25 protein-coding genes and 1 riboswitch are annotated in these 20895 nt (G+C 73.0%); of the genes, 7 read left to right on the forward strand and 18 right to left on the reverse strand.

Going from position 1 to position 20895, the window contains the following annotated elements; translation table 11 throughout:
- Nucleotides 1–72: 72 nt before the first annotated feature.
- A complete protein-coding gene (locus IE200_RS11915) occupies nucleotides 73–672 on the forward strand; it encodes a LysE/ArgO family amino acid transporter (RefSeq protein ID WP_191279709.1) in 600 nt (199 codons plus the stop codon).
- 169 nt (nucleotides 673–841) lie between these two features.
- Here IE200_RS11915 and IE200_RS11920 read toward each other — a convergent pair whose 3' ends face one another.
- Together IE200_RS11920 and hppD are read right to left on the reverse strand one after the other, a co-directional pair.
- Entirely contained in the window at nucleotides 842–1642 is an 801-nt protein-coding gene (locus IE200_RS11920; RefSeq protein WP_191279710.1) for a helix-hairpin-helix domain-containing protein, read from the reverse strand.
- Nucleotides 1643–1811: 169 nt separating this feature from the next.
- Complete coding sequence (hppD, locus tag IE200_RS11925; protein WP_191279711.1) at nucleotides 1812–3044, reverse strand: 4-hydroxyphenylpyruvate dioxygenase; 1233 nt, start codon at nucleotides 3042–3044, stop codon at nucleotides 1812–1814.
- Between the two features lie 51 nt (nucleotides 3045–3095).
- Here hppD and IE200_RS11930 point away from each other — a divergent pair, with 51 nt between their 5' ends.
- Entirely contained in the window at nucleotides 3096–3599 is a 504-nt protein-coding gene (locus tag IE200_RS11930; protein WP_268245544.1) for an Lrp/AsnC family transcriptional regulator, read from the forward strand.
- A 3-nt stretch (nucleotides 3600–3602) separates the two neighbouring features.
- On the opposite strand, the gene IE200_RS11935 is transcribed toward IE200_RS11930, so the two are convergent.
- Nucleotides 3603–4556: a S1 family peptidase gene (locus IE200_RS11935; protein ID WP_191279712.1), complete on the reverse strand. Its 954-nt coding sequence runs from the start codon at nucleotides 4554–4556 to the stop codon at nucleotides 3603–3605.
- Between the two features lie 87 nt (nucleotides 4557–4643).
- On the reverse strand, nucleotides 4644–5045 hold the full coding sequence (locus IE200_RS11940; protein ID WP_229856439.1) for a PaaI family thioesterase: 402 nt from the start codon (nucleotides 5043–5045) through the stop codon (nucleotides 4644–4646).
- 79 nt (nucleotides 5046–5124) lie between these two features.
- On the opposite strand from IE200_RS11940, the gene IE200_RS11945 reads away from it, so the two are divergent.
- The gene (locus tag IE200_RS11945) at nucleotides 5125–5514 is read left to right on the forward strand and encodes a winged helix-turn-helix transcriptional regulator (protein WP_229856441.1); all 390 of its coding nucleotides are present in this window, start codon (nucleotides 5125–5127) and stop codon (nucleotides 5512–5514) included.
- On the opposite strand, the gene IE200_RS11950 is transcribed toward IE200_RS11945, so the two are convergent.
- The 10 genes from IE200_RS11950 to IE200_RS11995 all read right to left on the reverse strand — a co-directional run bounded on the left by IE200_RS11950 (nucleotide 5511) and on the right by IE200_RS11995 (nucleotide 13561).
- Nucleotides 5511–6065, reverse strand: coding sequence for a hypothetical protein (locus tag IE200_RS11950; protein ID WP_191279715.1), 555 nt, complete (start codon nucleotides 6063–6065; stop codon nucleotides 5511–5513). The genes IE200_RS11945 and IE200_RS11950 overlap by 4 nt on opposite strands.
- An 11-nt stretch (nucleotides 6066–6076) precedes the next feature.
- Complete coding sequence (locus IE200_RS21035; RefSeq protein ID WP_191279716.1) at nucleotides 6077–7471, reverse strand: alpha/beta hydrolase; 1395 nt, start codon at nucleotides 7469–7471, stop codon at nucleotides 6077–6079.
- On the reverse strand, nucleotides 7468–8052 hold the full coding sequence (locus tag IE200_RS11960; protein WP_191279717.1) for a hypothetical protein: 585 nt from the start codon (nucleotides 8050–8052) through the stop codon (nucleotides 7468–7470). Before IE200_RS11960 ends, IE200_RS21035 begins: the two co-directional genes overlap by 4 nt.
- Complete coding sequence (locus IE200_RS11965) at nucleotides 8049–8582, reverse strand: RNA polymerase sigma factor (RefSeq protein WP_191279718.1); 534 nt, start codon at nucleotides 8580–8582, stop codon at nucleotides 8049–8051. Before IE200_RS11965 ends, IE200_RS11960 begins: the two co-directional genes overlap by 4 nt.
- A gap of 42 nt (nucleotides 8583–8624) precedes the next feature.
- Nucleotides 8625–9629, reverse strand: coding sequence for a TolB family protein (locus IE200_RS11970; RefSeq protein ID WP_191279719.1), 1005 nt, complete (start codon nucleotides 9627–9629; stop codon nucleotides 8625–8627).
- Between the two features lie 68 nt (nucleotides 9630–9697).
- Nucleotides 9698–10333, reverse strand: a complete 636-nt coding sequence (locus tag IE200_RS11975; protein ID WP_191279720.1) for an IclR family transcriptional regulator — start codon at nucleotides 10331–10333, stop codon at nucleotides 9698–9700.
- A gap of 21 nt (nucleotides 10334–10354) precedes the next feature.
- Nucleotides 10355–12133, reverse strand: a complete 1779-nt coding sequence (locus IE200_RS11980) for a DEAD/DEAH box helicase (protein WP_191279721.1) — start codon at nucleotides 12131–12133, stop codon at nucleotides 10355–10357.
- Nucleotides 12130–12423, reverse strand: coding sequence for a DUF3039 domain-containing protein (locus IE200_RS11985; RefSeq protein WP_191279722.1), 294 nt, complete (start codon nucleotides 12421–12423; stop codon nucleotides 12130–12132). Before IE200_RS11985 ends, IE200_RS11980 begins: the two co-directional genes overlap by 4 nt.
- 23 nt (nucleotides 12424–12446) lie before the next feature.
- A complete protein-coding gene (locus IE200_RS11990) occupies nucleotides 12447–13001 on the reverse strand; it encodes a YqgE/AlgH family protein (RefSeq protein WP_191279723.1) in 555 nt (184 codons plus the stop codon).
- Between the two features lie 35 nt (nucleotides 13002–13036).
- Nucleotides 13037–13561, reverse strand: a complete 525-nt coding sequence (locus IE200_RS11995; protein ID WP_191279724.1) for a hypothetical protein — start codon at nucleotides 13559–13561, stop codon at nucleotides 13037–13039.
- Nucleotides 13562–13669: 108 nt separating this feature from the next.
- Here IE200_RS11995 and IE200_RS12000 point away from each other — a divergent pair, with 108 nt between their 5' ends.
- On the forward strand, nucleotides 13670–14320 hold the full coding sequence (locus IE200_RS12000; protein ID WP_191279725.1) for a TetR/AcrR family transcriptional regulator: 651 nt from the start codon (nucleotides 13670–13672) through the stop codon (nucleotides 14318–14320).
- Here the strand turns inward: IE200_RS12000 and IE200_RS12005 are convergent.
- The 3 genes from IE200_RS12005 to fabG all read right to left on the reverse strand — a co-directional run bounded on the left by IE200_RS12005 (nucleotide 14304) and on the right by fabG (nucleotide 17057).
- Nucleotides 14304–15329: a DUF3048 domain-containing protein gene (locus IE200_RS12005; RefSeq protein WP_191279726.1), complete on the reverse strand. Its 1026-nt coding sequence runs from the start codon at nucleotides 15327–15329 to the stop codon at nucleotides 14304–14306. The two genes, IE200_RS12000 and IE200_RS12005, sit on opposite strands and share 17 nt — an antisense overlap.
- Nucleotides 15330–15459: 130 nt before the next feature.
- Nucleotides 15460–15999 (reverse strand): C40 family peptidase, encoded by a 540-nt coding sequence (locus IE200_RS12010; RefSeq protein WP_191279727.1) that lies wholly within the window; start codon nucleotides 15997–15999, stop codon nucleotides 15460–15462.
- A gap of 4 nt (nucleotides 16000–16003) precedes the next feature.
- A riboswitch (cyclic di-AMP (ydaO/yuaA leader) is annotated at nucleotides 16004–16166 on the reverse strand.
- Between the two features lie 123 nt (nucleotides 16167–16289).
- Nucleotides 16290–17057 carry a 3-oxoacyl-ACP reductase FabG gene (fabG, locus tag IE200_RS12015; RefSeq protein ID WP_191279728.1) on the reverse strand — a complete coding sequence of 256 codons (768 nt, stop codon included), beginning with the start codon at nucleotides 17055–17057 and terminating at the stop codon, nucleotides 16290–16292.
- A gap of 114 nt (nucleotides 17058–17171) precedes the next feature.
- Between fabG and IE200_RS12020 the strand changes: the two genes are divergently transcribed.
- A complete protein-coding gene (locus IE200_RS12020; protein WP_191279729.1) occupies nucleotides 17172–18224 on the forward strand; it encodes a phosphatase PAP2 family protein in 1053 nt (350 codons plus the stop codon).
- Nucleotides 18225–18237: 13 nt separating this feature from the next.
- On the opposite strand, the gene IE200_RS12025 is transcribed toward IE200_RS12020, so the two are convergent.
- Complete coding sequence (locus IE200_RS12025; RefSeq protein ID WP_229856443.1) at nucleotides 18238–18651, reverse strand: HIT family protein; 414 nt, start codon at nucleotides 18649–18651, stop codon at nucleotides 18238–18240.
- A gap of 74 nt (nucleotides 18652–18725) precedes the next feature.
- Here IE200_RS12025 and IE200_RS12030 point away from each other — a divergent pair, with 74 nt between their 5' ends.
- Entirely contained in the window at nucleotides 18726–19337 is a 612-nt protein-coding gene (locus tag IE200_RS12030) for an MSMEG_6728 family protein (RefSeq protein WP_191279731.1), read from the forward strand.
- 41 nt (nucleotides 19338–19378) lie between these two features.
- On the forward strand, nucleotides 19379–20800 hold the full coding sequence (locus IE200_RS12035) for a hypothetical protein (protein WP_191279732.1): 1422 nt from the start codon (nucleotides 19379–19381) through the stop codon (nucleotides 20798–20800).
- Nucleotides 20801–20895 lie beyond the last annotated feature (95 nt).

Here is a 20895-nt window from a genome sequence, read left to right on the forward strand (position 1 = left end):
ACTTAGACATCCTAATGATTCCTAAAAATAGTTCGCTGGCTTGAAGACTGCCCGACGCCTAGCGTTGTCAGCATGTTCCAGGTCGTCCTCACCGGTCTGCTCACCGGTCTTGCCCTCATCGTCGCCGTCGGCGCCCAGAACGCCTTCCTCCTCCGGCAGGCGATCCGCGGCGAGCACGTCCTGCCGATCGTGCTGACGTGCCTGCTGTCCGACGTCGTCGCCATCACCGCCGGCGTGGCCGGGCTCGGCGTCGTGCTGGAGCGGTGGCCCGCGGTCCTGCCGGTGGCGCAGGTGCTCGGCGGCGTCTACCTCATCGGATTCGGCGTGCACGCCGCGATGCGCGCGTGGCGACCGTCGGCGCTCGAGGCCGGCGAGGGCACCTCGCTCACGGTCGGGCGCGCGGTTCTGCTGACGCTCGCGCTCACCTGGCTCAACCCGCACTTCTACCTCGACGCGGTCCTCATGCTCGGCACCGTGGCCAACAGCTTCGGCCAGGACCGCTGGTGGTTCCTCGTGGGCACCCTGCTGGCGAGCGTGCTGTGGTTCTTCGGCCTCGGCTACGGCGCCCGCCTGCTGCGCGGCCTCTTCGCCCGACCCAACGCCTGGCGGGTCCTCGACTCGACGATCGCCGTGCTGATGGGCGGTCTCGGCGTGGGGCTCATCGCCCACTGAGCGACCGGCGACCGCCGTCCCGCGCGCCATCGACCACGGCACCGCGCCGGCGTACTAGCGTCGGGGTCGTGCCGTGCGACTACTGCGGGGAAGAGTTCGACCCCATCTCGACCAGGTGGCTGTGCCCCCACTGCCACATGAAGGCCAACTGCTGCGACGGTGCGCCGCTCTAGCCCTGCCCGGCCAGTGCGCCGCCCTGCTCGGCCAGCGCCTCGCGCAGCCGGGCGATGGCGATCGGACCGACGCCGTGCATCGCGGCCAGGTCGGCTTCGGTGCGCGTGGCGACCTGCTCGAGGGTCGTGAGACCTGCCTCGCGCAGGGCACGCGTCGCGGGTGCCCCGATCCCCCGCGGCAGCGGCCTCCCCTCCTGCCGAGGTGCGCGAACCCGCGGCTCCGGCAGCCCGGCGTCGACGACCGCCTCGCCGCGCGGTGACAGCAGGTAGCCGATCGCCAGCGACTCGGTCAGCCCGAGCTCCTTGAGCTTGCGCACGTCCTTCTTGAAGTCGGCCGTCTCCCGCCCCACCCGGGCGGCGAGGTCGGGGGCTCGTACGGTGGGGTGGAGGTCGATCAGGTCGAGGGTCTCGCGGGTCCAGGGTCCGTGCGCCGAGGCGGCGTCGAGCCTGTCCAGCCGCGCCTGGATGGCGACGAGCTCGTCGGCGTCCGGGACGGCTGCCCGCAGCGCCTCACGGGGGTCCGGCCCGGCGTACGCCAGCCCGATCCGCCACGCCGGGTCGTCCGGGCGCGCGGCGAGCGCCTCCTTGAGCGCGGTCAGCGACGGCGCCCCGGCCCGGCGCGCGTCCTCGGCCCGCAGCCCGCTCACGCTGACCTGCTCGACCGAGGTCACCTCGACGAGCCCGACCGCCGTGCGCATCCGCGTGCCGACGACGACGCGCGGGCGCGCCCAGCGGCGGAACGCGAGGTCGACCGTCCCGGCCTTGATCGCCGCGAGCTCGGCAGGGCGGATCATCATGCGCCTCAGCCTAGGGCCGCTCGTGAGCGGTGCAGGAGACAGCTTTCCGGGCGTCAGAACCTGCGCCACTCACCGCTCGAACCCCGGCCATGGATCGAGCGGTGAGCAGGACATGTTCCCGGGCTCGAAAACCTGCCTCACTCACCGCTCGAAGCGGGCGCAGGAGACCTCAGAGGTTGCCGCGCGCGTCCTGCTCGCGCTCGATGGCCTCGAAGAGCGCCTTGAAGTTGCCCTTGCCGAAGCCGAGGGAGCCGTGGCGCTCGATGAGCTCGAAGAAGACCGTCGGGCGGTCGCCGAGCGGCTTGGTGAAGATCTGGAGCAGGTAGCCGTCCTCGTCGCGGTCGACGAGGATGCCGCGCTTCTGCAGCTCCTCGATCGGCACGCGGACCTCGCCGATGCGGGCGCGGAGCTCGGGGTCCTCGTAGTAGGAGTCCGGGGTGTTGAGGAACTCCACGCCGTTGGCGCGCAGCGCGTCGACGGTGGCGAGGATGTCGCCGGTCGCCAGGGCCAGGTGCTGGGCGCCCGGACCGTTGTAGAACTCGAGGTACTCGTCGATCTGCGACTTCTTCTTGGCGATCGCGGGCTCGTTGAGCGGGAACTTCACGCGGTGGTTGCCGTTGGCGACGACCTTCGACATGAGCGCGGAGTAGTCGGTGGCGATGTCGTCACCGATGAACTCGGCCATGTTCACGAAGCCCATGACCCGGTTGTAGAAGCCGACCCACTCGTCCATCCTGCCGAGCTCGACGTTGCCGACGATGTGGTCGAGCGCCTGGAACAGGCGCTTGGGCTGGTCGGCCTTCTTCTCCCAGCGCGGCTCGGCGGCCACGTAGCCGGGCAGGTACGGGCCGGCGTACGTCACGCCGTCGACGGTGCGCTGCACCAGCGTGTGGCGGGTCTCGCCGTACGTCGCGATGGCCGCGATGCGGACCGCGCCGTGCCCGTCGGTCAGCGTCTCCGGCTCGCGGACGACGGTCGCGCCGGCCTTGCGCGCCTGCGCGATGCACTGGTCGACGTCGGGGACCTCGAGGGCGATGTCGACGACGCCGTCGCCGTGGCGGGCGTGGTGGGCGATCAGGTCGCTCTCGGGCGAGACGGCGCCGCTGAGCACGAACTTGATCGAGCCGGACTTGAGCACGAAGGACTTGTGGTCGCGGTTGCCGTTCTCCGGGCCGGAGTAGGCGACGAGCTCCATGCCCCAGGCGGAGGCGTAGTAGTGCGCGGCCTGGGTGGCGTTGCCAACCACGAAGCAGATCGCGTCCCAGCCGGTCACGGGGAACGGGTCGGACTCGGCGTCGTACTCGACGAGGCCGACGAGCTGGCGCAGCTGCTCCAGCGAGAGGTCGGCCTTCATCTCGTCCACGGTCAGGGCGCCACCGGTCGAGGCGATGTCAGTCGTCATGGGTCGAACCCTGCCGACTCCCGGCAACGTGTGCAACAGTACGGTGAAACGTTGGACAACCTGCACAGCGAAGAGACGCCGATGGACGAGATCGACAGCAAGGTGATCGACATCTTCGCCAGCGAGCCCAAGCTGGGCGTGCTCGAGGCGAGCCGCCGCCTCGGCATCGCGCGCGGCACGGTGCAGGCACGGCTCGACAAGCTCGCCGCGGCCGGCGTCATCACCGGGTGGGGGCCCGACCTCTCGCCGGAGGCGATCGGCTATCCCGTGACGGCGTTCCTGACCCTCGAGATCCGCCAGGGGGCCGGCCACGACGCGGTCGCCGCGCACCTGTCGGGGATCCCGGAGGTGCTCGAGGCCTACACGATCACCGGCGCCGGCGACATGTGGGCGCGGGTCGTGGCCCGCTCCAACGCCGACCTGCAGCGGGTGATCGACCAGGTGCTCACCGAGCCCGGGATCGACCGCTCCACCACGGTGATCGCCCTCGCGACCCAGATCCCCTACCGCGTGGTGCCGCTGGCCCGTGCGTCCGTGGATCCGACGCCGAGGTGAGCCTCAGGAGCCGTACGCCCCGGCCGGGTCCTCGAGGAAGGCGAGGTCGTCGGGCTGGTCGATGCGATAGCTGCCGCTCGCGTTGCAGTTGTAGTTGAGGCCGAACGACGTCACCGCGACGATGACGTTCTTCTCAGCGATCCGGGACGTGGTGATGTCGAACGTCGGGCCGCCCGAATCTCCGAAGCAGGTGCCTCCGGTCGTCCCGCTGCCGCGGTGGGAGAACATCACCGCGATGTCGCGGTAGCCGTAGGCACCCTTGAAGCTCACCAGCCGCCGGTCGGCCTTGCGCCGGGTGTCGCCGCCGAGGCCGAACTTGGGCCCGCTGTCCTCCAGGCCGTAGCCGACCGACTCGAACAGGCCCCGCTGGCGCTCCTTCCCGGCGTACCGGTCGAGGTAGTCCTCCTCGGGCAGGCTGCCGTACTCGGGCAGCACCACCGGCTCGCTGAGCTCGAGGACGCCGAGGTCGTGCAGGAGGAAGGCCGCGTCGACGTACTCGGGGTGGGTGAAGGTCGAGGCGGTCTCGTGCCAGGTCGGGCTCGCGTCGAGGGCGGCCGACCAGTCGTCGTAGCGCTCCTCGTTGCGGTCCGGGACGTAGGTCGAGCTCGGGTCGAGGATCGAGAAGTCGGGCTCCTCCTCGACGGAGAACCACACGTCGGTGCCGCCGAGCAGGGGATCGGCGGGCGCGACACCCTCCACGCCCACGGCGTACGTGCAGTGGCCGGCCGTGACGACCGTGTCGGCGTCGATCAGGGTGCCGGTGCAGGTGAACCAGGCACCCGGGTCGTCGAAGCGCGAGTCGGCGGCGGCCGGGACGTGGAACAGCAGCTGGCCGACGAAGGGGTGCTCACCGTCGTCCGGTGCGCCGCCGATGATCGCCTGGGCGGGCAGCGCGGGCGCGAGCAGCGCGACCGTCGCGAGGGAGGTGACCGCGACGCGGCCGAGGGAGATCGACATGGGGGCTCCTTCGGGGAGGAATGGGTGCCCCCAGTGAGCGCGCCCGCTCGGGCGGGTGTCATCCCCCAGATCGGCGACGTCCCCGGCTCAGCCCCCGGCCGGGAAGATCATGCACGTCGAGGTCGCGTGCGCGACCAGCCTGCCCTCGCCGTCGCTGAGCTGTGCCTGTGCCAAGGCCGTACGCCGACCGCGCTGGATCACGGTGCCCTCGCAGGCGAGGAGGCCGGAGTCGACGGTGACGGGACGGAGGAACTTCACCGTCAGGTCGACCGAGGTGTACATCTCCCCGGCCGCGAGGGTCGTGTGCACGGCGCACGCGGCGGCGGTGTCGAGCAGCGTGGAGATGACGCCGCCGTGCACGCTGCCGAGCGGGTTGTAGTGGAACTCTGCGGCCGGCATCTCGACGACCACCCGACCGGGCTCGGGACGCAGGTCGGTGAAGCCGAGGGTCTGCTTGATCGGTGGCGGCGGGAGCTCCCCGGTCCGCATCGCCAGCAGCGCTCGCGTGGTCCACCGACAACTGCACCGTGGGTCGCGCCATGGCGGTCCTCGGGAGCGATGGACCTTCGTGGTGCTGCGCGAGGTGTTCAACGGCGTCCGCCGCTTCGAGGACATGCGCCGCCACTCGGGCATCCCGCGACAGGTGCTCACCGACCGGCTCGCCCTGCTCGTCGACGCCGGCATCCTGCGCCGCGAGCCCTACCGCGAGCCCGGCCAGCGCGAGCGGCACGAGTACCGGCCGACCGACAAGGGGTTCGACCTCTATCCGGTGCTCGTCGCGGTCCGGACGTGGGGCGACCGCTATCTTGCGGACCCCGAGGGCTCGCCGGTCGAGTTCGAGCACGTGGGCTGCGGCGCGGAGGTCGGGGTGGTGCTGCGCTGCGCGAACGGGCACGACGTGACCGGACGACGCGACGTCTCGACGCGCCCCGGCCCCGGGGTCAAGCCGTTCGCCTAGGTCACCTTCACCCATGGTGCCGCGCACCACAGGGCGCCCCCGGCCACCAGCTCGGGGACGCCGGGACGGTGGTCGGGGCCGCGCCTCTGACCGGGAGCCACCGCCAGCTCCAGCTCGCGGTCGTCGCCGGAGATCAGCAGCCGGAAGGGCGGGATCCCCGCCTCCCGGTAGCCGTCGTCCCACAGGTGCAGCTCGTCGCCGTGCACCTCGAAGTCGCCGCTGTGCCAGGACTCGCCGGTGGGACCGGTCACGTTGAACATCCCCTCGAGGAACTGCACCGAGAAGTCGGTCCCCACGTGGTCCTCCGCTGCCGCGGCGACGGCGTCCGCCCGACGTACGCCGCGGTCGGTCAGGTAGCGCAGGAAGTCCTGCCGGCTGACCTGCGCCTCCCACGTCCCGTCGAGGAAGGTCGTGGCAGCGGCAGCCGTCTCCTCGCCCACGGTCGCCACGCTGGACGACGGATCACCTGAGGGCGGTTCGTCGCCGTCCCCGGCGCACCCGGTGCTGGCGAGCACCACGACGACCGTCACGGCCAGCATCCAGGTCCTCATCAGGTCTCCTCTCACGGGAAGTCGACGTCCTCGTCGACACAGGTCGGCAGCAGCGGCGCCCGGTCGAGGGGGCCCGCCAGCCAGTCGTTGCGCACGGATCGCGCGCACTGGTCCCCGAGGACGTTGTGGCCGCGCCCGCGGGCCACCACGAGGTGGGCGCCGCTGACCCATCGCCGCACCTGCGCCGACGCCTCGGCCGCCGTGGCGTACGGGTCGAGCTCACCGTGCAGCACCAGGGTCGGGACGCCGACGACCGCGTCGTCGTCCGCGGCCTGCTCGCCGATCCCCCACCGTGCGCACACCGCGACGTACGGCTCCCGTCCCGCCGCCGTGGGGCACACGCCCGACAGCACGGCGCCGAGGACGACCTGCTCCCGGGTCACGCACTTGGGCAGCACCCCGACGCACAGCGGAGGCGCCAGCCGCAGCGCGGTCGCGAACCGGTCGAGGACGGGACCGCGACGGCCTGCGGCCGCTTCGCCCAGGAGGTCCGGGAGCTGGGCCGGGCCGGACGAGACCGGCGCGACCAGCCAGCGCACCGCACGGTCGAGGAGCTCGCGGTCCAGCGGCACCCCCTCGAGGTCCACCGGGCGGGTCGCGGCGCGGCGCCGCGCCTCACGCCACCGCGCGAGCACGTCGCCGTGGCGGCGCGCGCACCGGACGTCGGCCGCGCACGCCGACGCCACCCGGCGCAGCAGCGCCGAGCGACGGGCGCGCCAGCCGTCGTGGACGTGGACGGCGGAGTCGAGGACCAGGGCCTCCACCCGGTCGGGGTGCTCGCGCGCCACCTCGACCGCCGTGGCGCCGGTGGTGCCGTGGCCCATCAGCACCCAGCGCTCGCTGCCGACGGCGTCCATGACGGCCAGCAGGACCGCGGCCGAGTGCTGCGGCGTCATCAGGCCGGGGTCCACCCCCTCGGCGGCCAGCCGGTCACGACAGGTCCCGATCGCCTCGACGAGTGCCGAGGAGCCGGCGGCCGCGTCACCCAGCGACTCGGCGTCGGAGCAGTCCAGCGACGGCACCGAGTGGCCGGTGCCGGGCAGGTCGACGATGACCGTGCGTCGGCCGGTGCGCTGCGCGATCGGGGCGAGGCCCGCGTAGTCGGGAGCCATGCCGAGGTCCGTCCCGGTCTCGAGGATCGGTGACCGGTCGGAGGGTGCGGGCGGCTCGACGACGACGACGAAGACCTGCTGGGTGCTGTCGCCGAGAGGCGCCGAGACCCATCCGCAGGTGTGCTCCGGCACGACCTCGACCTCCACGTCGGCCGGACAGGTCTGCGGCGTCCACGTGGAGCCTGACCGGTCCGCGCGGTCGTCGGAGCGCTGACCGACGAGACGGACGGCGGCCAGTGCACCGAGACCGGCCAGGGCGACGACGAGCACGACGGCGACGGCGCACGGCCTCACGGGCTCTGCTCCGTCCACGTGCCGGCGAGGAGCTCCACGCGCGGGGCGCAGGCGTCGTCCACCGCCGTCAGTCGCAGGCCGTCCGCGGACCGGGACCACGCGTAGGTGCCCGGCGGCAGCTCGTTGCAGGCGCCGTTGACGAAGGCGTCCACCCGGACCTGGGCGCCGGAGGTGGCGTACGCCGCCCCGTCGGTCCCGGCCACCAGCGCCCGCGGCGGCGAGAGGGTCAGCACCCCACCGTCCGCGAACCCGATCGTCCACGGGCCGTCCCACGCCGGGTCCCCGGCGCCGTCGAGGGTACGGGTCCAGGTCCCGCGCAGCTCGCCGCCCGGGCTGGGCGCGGGTTCGGGCTCCTCGTCGGTGAGCAGCGCGCGGAGCAGCTGGGGGCCGAGCACGAGCAGGGCCACGACGACTGCGGCGGCGAGCGCGAGGTGCCACGGCCGACGCGGAGCGGGCCGACGCGGTGCGGGCCGCCCCCTGGTGACCTCCTCCAGCGCGGCGGCGGTGAGCTGCTCGTCGGGCATCGGCAGGGCTTGAAGGCCACGGCGCACGCGGGCGTCGAGCAGGGCGTCCTCGTTCATCGCGCCACCTCCTCCTCGTTCAGCAGCCCGGCCAGCCGGCGGCGGGCCCGGTGCAGCGCGACCTTGGCGGCGTGGGGCGAGATCCCCAGCACGCTCGCGACCTCGTCGAGCGGCCGGTCCTCCAGGTGGTAGAGGCCCACCAGCGCCCGGTCGCGGGCGGGGAGGCGGCGTACGGCGCGCAGCACGGCGTCCGCCTCCTCCGCTCCCGCGGCACCGGTCTCGGCTGCGGTTCCCCAGGCAGGTGCCCGGCTCTCCCGCTCCCGCCGCCGCTGCTCGCGGCGCCGCCACGAGAAGGCCTGGTTGAGCGCGACCCGCCGCACCCACGCCTCGGGTGACTCGTAGTGGACGACCCGGTCCCAGTGCCGGTGGAGCCGCACGAAGGCCTCTTGGGCCACGTCCTCCGCGGAGGCGGGGTCCCCGAGCACGACCCGGAGCAGGCGCACGACCTGGGGGTACTCGGCCGTGAAGAACCAGGCGAAGGACTCCGCACCGTCGTCCTCCGCGTCGGGTCTCCTCCGCAGCACGTCCATCGTGGCTCCGACGCTCCAGCAGGCACTCAGCGTACGCCCGGCTCAGGGCTGCCAGGTGCCGTGCGTGTAGATCCGCTCGGTGTGCGCGAGGACCACCCGGTCCCCGCCGTCGGCCGGCACCGCCCACAGGCTGCGCTGGCGTGGCCACCCCTGGAACGGCTGCAGGGCCGTCAGCACGATCCACTCCCCGTCCGGGGTGTAGCGCGGCTGGGTGGCACTCGTCCCGTCGAAGGACGCGACCGTGCGCAGGTCGGAGCCGTCCGGACGCATCCGCACCAGGTCGGCCTTGCCGCCGCTGCCGTAGCCGGTGGAGAACACGATCCACTCCCCGTCGGGCGACCAGTCGGGAGTCCCGGCCGACAGGCTCCAGTCGGTCAGCCGCCGCTCCCCCGTCCCGTCGCGCCGGATCGTGAAGACCGCGGCCTCGAAGCCGTCCGCCGTGGGCCGCTCACGGTGGTAGGTCAGCCGCTCTCCGTCCGGGGACCACCGCGGGAAGTAGGGGCGGTCGCAGTCGGCGTCCGCCGTGAGCCGGGTCAGCGCGTCGGTCGCGAGGTCCCCGATCCACAGCGCGCAGTCGACCGGCACCCAGTCCTCGGTGAACGGTGCCCGGTAGCGGACGAAGGCCATGCTGCGCCCGTCCGGCGAGTACGCCGGCTCGTCGTCGCCGAGGCACGGGAACGTGCAGTCGAAGACCTGCGTCGCGACCCCGGTGGCGAGGTCGTACTCGTAGAGCGGCTCGCCGTCCGCCCCGCCGCGCGTGGTCACCGCCAGCCGGCGGCCGTCGGGCGACCAGTCCGGCAGGATCGCGACAGCCCCGAGGCCGGTGAGGATCTCGTGGTCACCCGTGCCGTCGGGATGCACCAGCCAGGTCCCCTCCCGTCCGTCGCGGAAGGTCTGGTAGGCCACCCAGTCGGTCTCCCCGCGGAACGGGTGCAGCCGCCGCTGGTCGTGCGCGGTCGCCGGGGCCGCCGTGGCCACCAGGGCGAGCGCCGCCGCGCCTGCCGCGAGCGACCTGCGTCGTGCTCTCGTGCGTGATCCGGTCGTCATGGGTCCTCCTCCGTCTCGGCATCGACGTGACAGAACACCCACGTCGCGGCCGGACGGTTACACCGGACTCAGCGCAGCCGCTCCCCCACCTCGCGGGCGGCGGCGATCACCTGCGGCGCGACGACCGCCTCGTCGATCACACCGTCGAGGGTCACGATGCCCACGCTCGCGCGCAGCCCCTCGACCCCGCGCACGGGGGCAGCCAGGCCGCGGGCGCCGGTCTGTAGCTCGCCGCTCGTGACCGCGTACGCCTGCTCGTCGGCCTCGAGCAGCCCGATGGCCTTGCCCGCTGCCCCCTGGGTGAGCGGGTGGCGGGCGCCCACGCGGTAGGACACGTGGAAGTCGGTCCACGTCGGCTCGACCACCGCCAGCGCGAGGGCCTCGTCGCCGTCGGCGACGGTCAGGTGGGCGGTCGAGCCGAGCGACTCGGCGAGCCGGCGCAGCACCGGTGTGGCGAGGTCGCGCAGGAGCGGCTGCACCCCGCTGGCGAGGTGGAGCACGCCGAGCCCGACGAAGAGCCGCGAGCGTGCGTCCCGCCGGACGAGTCCGTGCTGCTCGAGGGTGCTGACGAGCCGGTGGACGACCGTGCGGTTGACGTCGAGCCGGTGGGAGAGCTCGGTGACGGTGAGGCCCTCCGGGCTCTCGGCCAGCACCCGCAGGACACGCAGGCCGCGGTCCAGGGTCTGCGAGGTCTCGGCGGGCACGACCTCAATATGACAGGAAGCTCACGAGGTCTGCCGCACCGCCCACTCACGGATCCGGTTGATCCGCTCGTGGAGCTGCTCGGCGTTGGCCACCGCGGCCGGCGGGCCGCCGCACTCCTTGCGCAGCGCGTTGTGGGTGATGCCGTGCGCCTGGCCCGTGCGGTGGTGCCACGCGGCGACGAGGCCGTTGAGCTCGCGCCGGAGCACGCCGAGCTGCTGGTGGGTGCTGAGCTCCTGCACCGAGTCGACGACCCGGTCCTCCACGCCCGCGGCCTTCTGCTTGCGGGCGCGCTCGCTCTGCCGCGAGTGCAGCAGCTCACGCACCTGGTCGGGCTCGAGGAGGCCGGGGATGCCGAGGAAGTCCATCTCCTCCTCCGAGCCCGACACCACCTCGCCGGAGTGGCCGAACTGGGCGCCCTCGTAGAGCACGTGGTCGAAGGACGCGGTGGAGCCCAGCGCCTCCCACGACATCTCGAGCTCGTCGGAGGCGCCCTCGGCGCTGTTGGCCTCGGCGAGCAGGCCCTCCTCGGCGGCGAAGATGTCGTCCTCGTCCTGCACGCGCCGCCCGAGCACGTGGTCGCGCTGGGCCTCCATGTCGGAGGCGAACTCCAGCAGGTGCGGCACCGACGGCAGGAACACCGACGCGGTCTCTCCGCGTGACCGAGCACGGACGAAGCGCCCCACCGCCTGGGCGAAGAACAGCGGCGTCGAGACCGTCGTCGCCCACACCCCCACTGCCAGCCGCGGCACGTCGACGCCCTCGGAGACCATCCGCACGGCGACCATCCAGCGGTCCTCGGAGGCGGTGAACTTCTCGATCTTCTTCGAGGAGCCCTTCTCGTCCGACAGCACCACGGTGGGCGACTCGCCGGTGATCTTCTTCAGCAGGGCGGCGTAGGCACGCGCGCTGTCCTGGTCGCCGGCGATCACCAGGCCGCCGGCGTCGGGGACGTGACGGCGTACCTCTGACAGGCGCTTGTCCGCCGCCTCCAGCACCGCCGGGATCCACGACCCGCGCGGGTCCAGGGCCGTACGCAGCGCCTGGGCGTGCATGTCCTTGGTGAGCGGCTCTCCCAGCCGGGCGACGACCTCGTCACCGGCGCGGGTGCGCCACTGCATCTCCCCGGAGTAGGCCATGAACAGCACCGGGCGCACGACGTGGTCGGCGAGGGCGTGGGCGTAGCCGTAGGTGTAGTCGGCGGCCGAGACCGGGATGCCGTCCTCGCCGGGCGCATAGCTGACGAAGGGGATCGGGTTGATGTCGGAGCGGAAGGGCGTGCCGGTGAGCGCGAGCCGGCGAGTGGCGGGGTCGAAGGCCTCCCGCACACCCTCGCCCCACGACAGCGCGTCGCCCGCGTGGTGGATCTCGTCGAGGATCACGAGGGTCTTGGTCCGCTCGGTGCGGATGCGCATCGCGAGCGGGTTCACCGCGACGCCGGCGTAGGTCACCGCGATGCCGACGTAGTCGTCGGAGGTCCGGCCCTTGCCGGCGGAGTAGGTCGGGTCGATCGGGATGCCGGCGCGCGCGGCGGCCTCGGCCCACTGGGTCTTGAGGTGCTCGGTGGGGGCGACGACGGTGATCCGGTCGACGACGCGGCGGCTCAGCAGGTCGGCCGCGACGGTCAGGGCGAAGGTCGTCTTGCCGGCACCCGGCGTCGCGACCGCGAGGAAGTCCTGCGGCTGGGCGGCGCGGTACTTGTCGACCGCGGCCTGCTGCCAGGCACGGAGGGAGGGCGCAGTGCCCCACGCGGCCCGGTCGGGCCATGCGGGAGGCAGCGGCGCGTCGGGGCGCCCCGTCACGCCTCGGGACCCGAGCCGTCCGAACCGGACCCGCCGCCGGGCTTGTCGCCGGGCTTCATCGAGTCCCAGATCTCCTTGCACTCCGGGCACACGGGGAACTTCTCCGGAGCACGCGAGGGCACCCACACCTTGCCGCACAGCGCGATCACGGGAGTGCCCATGACCATCGCCTCGGTCAGCTTGTCCTTGGGGACGTAGTGGGAGAACCGCTCGTGGTCACCCTCGTCGGTCGGGACGGTCTGACGCTCTTCGATCGTCTGGCTGCCCGGCGAGAATCCGATGGTGCTCATGATGGACAAGCCTAACGCGGGAGTCAGTTGAGGTCGGGATCGACGGGCCGGTTCACGTGCCAGGCGAGCATCCCGGGCTGGCGTCGCATCACGTCGCGCCGCAGGCAGCCGGGGTCGTCCCGGAACGCGTCGCCCACCTCGCCGGTGACGACGTACCAGCTGCCCTCCTCGACCTCGCCGTCGAGCTGGCCGACACCCCAGCCGGCGTAGCCGGCGAAGACCCGCATCGCGGCGAGGGTGCCGTCGACGAGCTCGGTCGGGGTGTCGAGGTCGACCATGCCGAGCAGGCCCGCGACCGGGCGCCACCCGACCGGCGGGTCCTGCGGGTCGCGCAGGGACGCGAGCGCGAGCGCACCGTCGGTGCCGACCGGTCCCCCGCGGAACAGGACCTCCGGCTCGGCCACCACGTCGCGCCACGGCTCGAGCACGTCGGCGACCAGCACCTGGGAGGGCCGGTTGAGCACCACGCCGAGGGCTCCCTCGTCGCTGACGTCGAGCAGCAGCACCACCGTGTCGACGAAGTTGGGGTCCTGCAGGGCCGGCGTCGCCACCAGCAGCATCCCCGATGCCAGCTGCATGCTCACCACTATGACAGGCCGGCCCCGCTCGCGGGTCAGGCCGCGAGGACCGCCTTCAGCCGCTGCACCAGCGACGGCGCCTCGACCTGGCGCGGCGCGACCCCGGGGACGTACGACGCACGCGCAGCACGGGCGATCTCGCGCCCCACCCGCTGGGCGGCCTCGCCGGGCGCGCTGGCACGACCGGCCATGAGCGCGAGCAGCTCGTGCTCCTTGGCGGTGGCGATGGCAGTGGCCCGCGCCATCTCGGCACTGGCGGGGTGGTCGACGTGGTGGTCGATGATCGCGCGGATGCCGGGCATGTCCTCGGCGGCGCGGAGCCAGGCGATGGTCACGGCGTTGCCGAGGTCGAGGGGCTCGCCGGCGAGCTCGCGCTCGATGTGGCCGGCCAGGCGGGTGTGCCAGCGCAGCTGCAACGACCCGAGGAGGGTCAGCTCGTCACCGAAGGTCTCGGCGACGCCGTCCACGTCCATGGGCAGCTGGCCGTCGAGTCGGGAGTCGGCGGTGCGGGTCACCTCGCGCAGCACGTCTGCGCGTCGGGGGTGGGACGTCCGGTTCATGGGGGTCTCCTTGGTTACATACCGACGGTACGTACCGCCAGTATGCCCAGGCTCGCTCGGCGCGTTCAAACGCCGCGGCCGTGAGTCGGCTCACCTAGGCTGCGTGCCATGAGGTCACGCCGGCAGCGCTTCTCCGACTCGACCAAGCAGGCGCTCGTCGACGAGGCTGAACGGCTCTTCACCGAGCACGGCTACTCCGGCACGTCCCTCGACGCGATCGTCGCCGGCGCCGACGTCACCAAGGGTGCGCTCTACCACCACTTCAGCGGCAAGCAGGCGATCTTCGAGGCGGCCTTCGAGCGGGTCGAGTCCCGGGCCACGGCCGGCATCGCCCGGGCCACCGAGGGCGACGGGGACCCGTGGCTGAAGGCCCAGGCGGGGCTGCGCGCCTTCCTCGAGGCGGTCCAGGAGCCGGGCTACCGCCAGATCGTGATCTCGGACGGGCCGTCGGTGCTGGGCCACGAGCGCTACCGCGAGCAGGAGGAGCGCTCGACGTACGGCATCGTCGACGCGATCGTCCGGTCGGTGCTCACGGACACCGACTGGGACCTCGACGACGCCATGCTCGACACCTTCGCCCGGATCTTCTTCGGCGCCATGTCGGCGGCCGGCGGGTCGGTCGCGGCGAGCGACGACGCCGCGACCGCGGCCCTGCGGGTCGAGGCGGCCATCGGGTTCATCCTGGCCGGCCTCCAGCGGCTGCTGGAGGACGGCGCCGAGCCGCCGGCGCCCTCGACGGGCGCTACTTCGCGAACGTGACGTTGCCGGTGGCGGCCGGCACGAGCTCGACCCACACGCGCCCGGCCGGGACCGTGAGCTCGCCCTGCTTGGTCGAGAGCTCGATCGGGCCCTTCAGCCCGTCCTTGCTCCACGTCCCGCGGACCACGCGTCCGCCGTGGAAGAGCAGTGCCGCGCCCTTGCCCTCGAGCTTGGTCTCGGGCACCGGGTAGCCGGCCGGGTCGCGGTAGCCCGCGTCACCGACCCTGACCCGCAGCACGAGGACCGAGTCGGCGGGGAACTGGTCGCCCTGGGCGGCGTACGAGTCGGTGTTGACGTAGCCGCCCTTCTGGAACTGCCAGCTCGTGGAGTGGGCGCCGAAGTCGGCGGTGAGAGTGCGCGCCTTGCCACCCCTGGGCAGGTCGGAGGGGGTGCCCCACGGCAGGTAGGGCGGCGGCTCCTCCTCGGCCTTGAGCCGCTTGGCGATGTCGCCGAGCCGGGCGAAGAGGTTGTAGGGCGCGGAGCGGGAGGTCTCGCGGTAGACACCCGCGTCGCCCTCGGTGAGCCACGGGATCCCCGCGCCGTTGATCCGCTTGACCGTGATCGGGGCGGCACCGCTGGTCACCACGGTCGCGCCGTCGGGGACGATGCCGATGTCGCTGGCGCGCATCGAGCGCACCGGGCCGATGCTGGCCGGGACCTTGGAGTAGTAGAACGCCGCGAGGCGGGTGTAGCCGCCCTCCACGAGCTCCTCGACGACCAGGTCGGCGGACCCGAGGCCGACCTGCGGGGCGCTCGAGGAGGTGTTGTCGACCTTGGTCACGATGACCGGGTGCTTCGGCGCCTTGCCGGTGCGCTCGAGGCCGGTCAGGGGCCAGTAGGTCGGCTCGGGCGGCTCGGTGGTCTCCGAGGCAGTGGGCTCGGAGGGCGCGGCGGTCTCGCTCGACGCCGGCTCCTCGTCCCCGCCGCTGCAGCCGGCGAGCAGCAGCGACCCCGCGACGAGCACGGCGGCGAGCGCCTGGGACGGCGAGCGGTGGGGGCGGTGACGCACGGGGGTACTCCGATCGAGCGGGGGATCTCTGCTCAGCAGTGTGGGGGCGCGCCTCCCCCGATCGGAGAAGGCGCGCCACAGGGTAGATCAGCGGGGACGGCCCACCAATCCGAACCGTCCCCGGGGGTGGTCAGGCGCGACGCAGGGTGCCGCCGAACCACTGCGAGGTCCACGGGACGGCCACGCGGACCCGGTCGCCGGAGCCCGGCGCGTGCAGCATGACGGCGTGCCCGCGCGACCAGCGCAGGAAGATCGCGGCGTGGTAGACGCCGCCGCCGTTGGCGAAGAACATCAGGTCGCCGGCGCGCATGTCCTTCTTGGCGATCCGGCGCGCGTGCCCGGCCTGGGCGCGCGACGTACGGGGCACGTCGAAGCCGGCGCGGGCATAGCTGTAGCGGATCAGCCCGGAGCAGTCGAAGCGGTGCGGCCCGACGGCGCCGTAGCCGTAGGCGTCGCCGCGCTGGTTCATCGCGATGTCGCGGGCGCTCAGGACGCGGTTGGCGACGCGGCGCTTCGCGCTGAGCCGCTTCTTCTCGGTCGTGGTGGTGCTGGTGACCTGGTCGGTGTCACCGGCCGCGGTGGCGGGCACGGCCGTCAACGTCGAGGCGGTGACGCCGAAGGCGGCCAGGGCGAGCGCGCAGGCTCGCGCCGTACGAGTGGTCGCAGGCATGGTGTGGTCCTTTCCCACGCCTGTGGGGTGAGCTGTCGGGTTGGGGCTGGAAGGTGCCCCGCCGTGCACCCCGAGTTGTGCACGGCTTCACCCCGAGCCGACGTGAGTCGGCGTGGAACCTGTGGGTCCCCCACTCCTGCCCTCGCTTGATCGGGGGTACGTCCCGGCCGGGCAGGACTCGGCGTAGCCCGGGACGGAGGTCTCTCGACCGCCGTCCAACGTGGCAGACGCCCCCGAGTAGGGCAAACCCGGCCGCGGCCCCGAGCGTGGGACCGTGGCCGGGATCACGCTCAGCCGAGCTTGCGGCCGCCGTCGACGTAGAGCGTCTGGCCGGTGATGAACGACGCCTCGTCGCTGCACAGGAAGGCGGCGGCAGCGGCGATGTCCTCGGGCTGCCCGACCCGGCGCACGGGGGTGGCCTCGGCGTTGAGGCGCTGCAGCTCCTCGGGCTCCATCTTGAGCCGGCGGGCCGTGGCGTCGGTCATCTCCGTGACGATGAAGCCCGGGGCGATGGCGTTGGCGGTGATGCCGAAGGGGCCGAGCTCGATGCCGAGGGTGCGGGTGAGGCCCTGGATGCCCATCTTGGCGGCGGAGTAGTTGGCCTGGCCGCGGTTGCCGAGGGCGGAGACGCTGGAGAGGTTGAGGATCTTGCCGTACTTCTGCTCCACGAAGCGCGACTGCGCGGCCTTGGTCATGTTGAAGACGCCCTTGAGGTGGACGTTCATCACCACGTCCCAGTCCTCCTCGGTCATCTTGAACAGCAGGTTGTCGCGGGTGACGCCGGCGTTGTTGACCAGGACGTGGATGCCGCCGAGCTCGTCGACCACGCGCTGCACGGCCGCCTCGGCGGCCGCGGCGTCGACGACGTCGCAGCCGACGCCGATCGCCCGCGCCCCGTCGGTGAGCTCGAGGCGCGCGGCGGCCTCCTGGGCGGCGGTCTCGTCGAGGTCGAGGATCGCGATGGACGCACCCTCGCTCGCGAGGCGCTGGGCGATGCCGAAGCCGATGCCTCGTGCTGCTCCGGTGATGACGGCGACGCGACGGTCGTAGCGACCCATGTGAACGGCTCCTCGGGCTCGGTGACGGGGTTGTCCCCGGGAGGGTCTCACGAGAGTTGTGGAGATCCGGCGCAGGGTCGCAGCCTGCCCGCGGACCGCGGTTAGCGTGGCGGGATGGTCCACGAGGACTTCCGAGGCGCAGCGGCGGTGGCGGCGGCGATGGCCGTGGCCACGGTCGTGGTCGCGACGGCGTACGACCTGCCGGTCCGCGACCCGGACGGGGTCTCGGTCCCGACGTGGGTGCGGCTGCCGCTGATCGTGCTGGCGGCCGTGCTGGTGGACCTGCTCGCCCGCTGGGCGCTGACGCTCCGGCGCCGCGAGCGTCCCGGAGTGACGGCCGCGCTGCGTACGGTCGTGGCCGAGCGCTGGGACCGCGCCCAGGTCGGCTTCACCCTGAGCGGGTTGGTCGCCTGGTACGTGTCCTACGTCGCGTTCCGCAACCTCAAGGGCTACCTGCCCTTCGTCAACGACCGGCTGTGGGACACCGAGCTGGCGCGGCTGGACCGGGCCCTGTGGCTGGGGCACGACCCCGCGGCCGTGCTCCACGACCTGCTCGGCACCGGCTGGGCGGCCTGGCTGATGTCGGGGGTGTACGTGCTGTGGATCGGCCTCGTGCCGGCCGCCCTGGCCGTGGCCCTCGTCTGGACGCGGCGCTCGCTCGCCGGCGCGTTCTACGTCACGGCCGTCTCGTTCAACTGGCTGCTCGGGGTGACGGTCTACTACCTGGTGCCGTCGCTGGGACCGGCCTACTCCCGGCCCGGGGAGTTCGCCGACCTCCCGCCCACCTTCAACACCCGCGTGCAGGAGTGGCTGCTGGCCGACCGCGTCGACGTCATGGCCGGCCCCTGGGCCACCTCGGCCGTCCAGACCGTCGCCGCCTTCGCGTCGCTGCACGTCGCCGTCACGGTGACCACGTGCCTGGCCGCGGAGGTGCTGCGGCTGCCGGCCTGGGTGCGGACGGCGGGCTGGGCCTTCGCCGTGCTGACGTCGGTGTCGACGGTCTACCTCGGCTGGCACTTCTTCGTCGACGTGCTCGGAGGTGCGTTCATCGGCGCGGCCGCGCTCGTGCTCGCCGCCCTCGTGACGGGGCAGCCGCTGCGGCGCGAGCGCCCGGGCCCGCGTCGCGCCGTCAGCGCAGGCACGCGCCCGCAGGCCCTGCCGGGGTAGTCGGTCCGCGAGCTCAGATCTCCAGGGCGGCGCGCAGGCGCTCGGCGTACGCCTCGGGCTCCCCCGCGACGTACTTCGTGCGGGGCCAGAAGAAGCCGCGCAGGCCGTCGCCCTTCGTGCGCGGCACGACGTGGAGGTGCAGGTGCGGCACCGACTGGCTGACCGTGTTGTTGACCGCCACGAACGAGCCCTGCGCACCGAGCCCGTCCTTGACCGCGGTCGCGATCCGCTGGGCGGCGGCGAGGAACGGGTCGCGGAGCGCGGCCGGCAGGTCGGGCAGGGTCTCGACGTGCGCGCGGGGCACGAGCAGCACGTGGCCCTTGAAGACGGGGCGGGTGTCGAGGAAGGCGACCAGGTCGTCGGTCTCCAGGACGATGTGGCCTGGCACCTCGCCGGCGATGATCTGGCAGAACACGCATCCGTCCACGGGACGGATGGTGCCACGGGCACCTCCCATCAGGGTGGGGCGGGCACCGGCGGGCGGTGCCTAGCCTCGAGCAGGTGCAGACGTTCCTTCCCTACCCGGACTTCGCCGCCTCCGTCCGATCGCTGGACCAGAAGCGGCTGGGCAAGCAGCGGGTGGAGGTCATCCAGGTCGTGCGCGCGCTGACCGTGCCGGACTACGCCTGGCGCAACCATCCCGCGGCGCTGATGTGGCGCGGGCACGAGGAGGCGCTCGGGCGCTACGGCTTCGAGTCCTGCGAGGCGTGGCTGGAGCTCGGGTTCGGCGACACGTGCGCCGCGACCATCGCCGCAGACCTCGCTGCCGCAGGCATCGCGTCGGTGCGCTCGCAGGACGAGCTGGCCACGGTGCGCGCGCTGCCGCCGTGGCTGGGCGACCCCGATCTCCACCGCAGCCACCAGTCGGCGCTGGTGCGCAAGGACCCCGACTTCTACCGCCCGCAGTTCCCCGACGTGCCCGACGACCTGCCGTACGTCTGGCCGGTCCGGTCGCCCGCGGTGGTCGAGGCCGAGCGCAAGCGCGTGGAGAGCGCCGCCCGGCGCGAGGAGCGCGCCGCACAACGACTGCTCGAGGAGGCCGAGCGAGCCCGGCGCCGGCGCAGCAGGGCGGCGCGCAAGGGATGGCGCACACGGCGGGCGAAGAGCGACTGACGACGGGGCCATTGTCGGTGGTGGCGACTACAATCGAACACATGACCGACAACCTCTCCGAGCTCGACGCGACCGGCCTGCTGGCCGCCGCGAGCGGCGCGGTGCGGGCACGTCGGCTGGCCGAGGTCCGCGACCTCGAGGTCCTCGCGCAGTGGGCGGCAGTGCACTCCGCCGATCCCACCGAGGGTCCCGACGGCCGGCAGGCACGACGCCTCGGAGATGTGCTGGTCCAGCTCGGCGGCGAGGGCACGCCGGGCGTGCAGGACTTCTGCCTCGGCGAGATCGCCATCGCTCGGGGCACCGGCGTCACCGCCACGACCAACGCCCTCGCTGACGTGCTCGACCTCCAGCACCGGCTCCCGCTGACCTGGGCGGTCGTCCGATCGGGCGAGGCCGAGGTCTTCATCGCGCGGCGCGTCGCACGTCTCTCACGCCACCTCCCGGCCGACCGCGTCGGCGTCGTCGACAGTGCGATCGCAAGGATCATCGCGCACGAGGCGGGCGGGCGGGTGCTCGCCGTGGCCGAGGGCAAGGTCATCGAGGCCGACCCCGCCCTGCACGACCAGCGCGTCGCGACAGAGAGAGCCCGACGCTACGTCGGCTCCGGTCGCACCGACGAGTACGGGTTGCGCACCGTCATCGCCCGCATCGAGGCCGGCGACGCCGTGTGGGTCGAGGCGACCGTGCAGCGGGTGGCCGACATCCTCGCCCCCACCCATCCGGACCTCGGCGCCGACGAGCTGCGCGCCCTCGCGTTCGGCCACCTCGCGCGCCCGGCCGAGCTCCTCCAGCTGCTCCTCGAGCACACCGACGACACACTTCCCGGCACCGAGACCGACGAGCCACCGAGCCGTGCGACCGCCTTCCCCGCCGACCTTCTCGACGCCCTGCGTTCTGCCGACCTCACTCCTCTGACGCCGAAGGCCGTGTTGCACGTCCACCTCCACGAGGCCGCACTCGCCGGCGCCGATGCCGTCGCGCGGGTCGAGGGCCTGGGACCGACCTCCGTGTCCGCGCTGTGCGCGCTGCTGGGACGCACCCGGCTCACCGTGCGTCCGGTGCGGGACCTGTCCTCCCGGGTGCGCACCACCGCCTACGAGCACCCCGAGTCCCTCAAGGAGCAGGTCCACCTCACGACGGGCGGTGACTATTGGCCGTTCGCCACTTCCACCAGCCGCCACGTCGACTACGACCACCCCACCCCCTACGACGACACCGGGCCACCCGACCCGAAGCACCCGCAGACCGGGTCCCACAACTCCGGCCCCCTCGGCCGGCGACATCACCGCTGGAAGACGCACGCCGGCTATCGATCACGCCAGTGCGGCCAGGGCCGCTACGTCTGGCTGAGTCCGCACGGGCTGGCGTTCATCGTCGACCATCGCGGCACGCGCCGCATCGATCCCGACCAGGCGCGGGAGATCCTCGACGCGCCACCCGGCGTCGACCTCTACTTCACCTGATCTGACGACGTCCTCGCAGGCCCCCGCGGGCGTTGGGAAAGCCGCGTCCATTGGCACGGGCCGAACAACTTCCCTAGGGTCCGGCGCACAACCAG

Origin of the sequence: Nocardioides flavus (ex Wang et al. 2016) (assembly GCF_014653115.1) — a bacterium.
Taxonomy (GTDB): domain Bacteria; phylum Actinomycetota; class Actinomycetes; order Propionibacteriales; family Nocardioidaceae; genus Nocardioides; species Nocardioides flavus.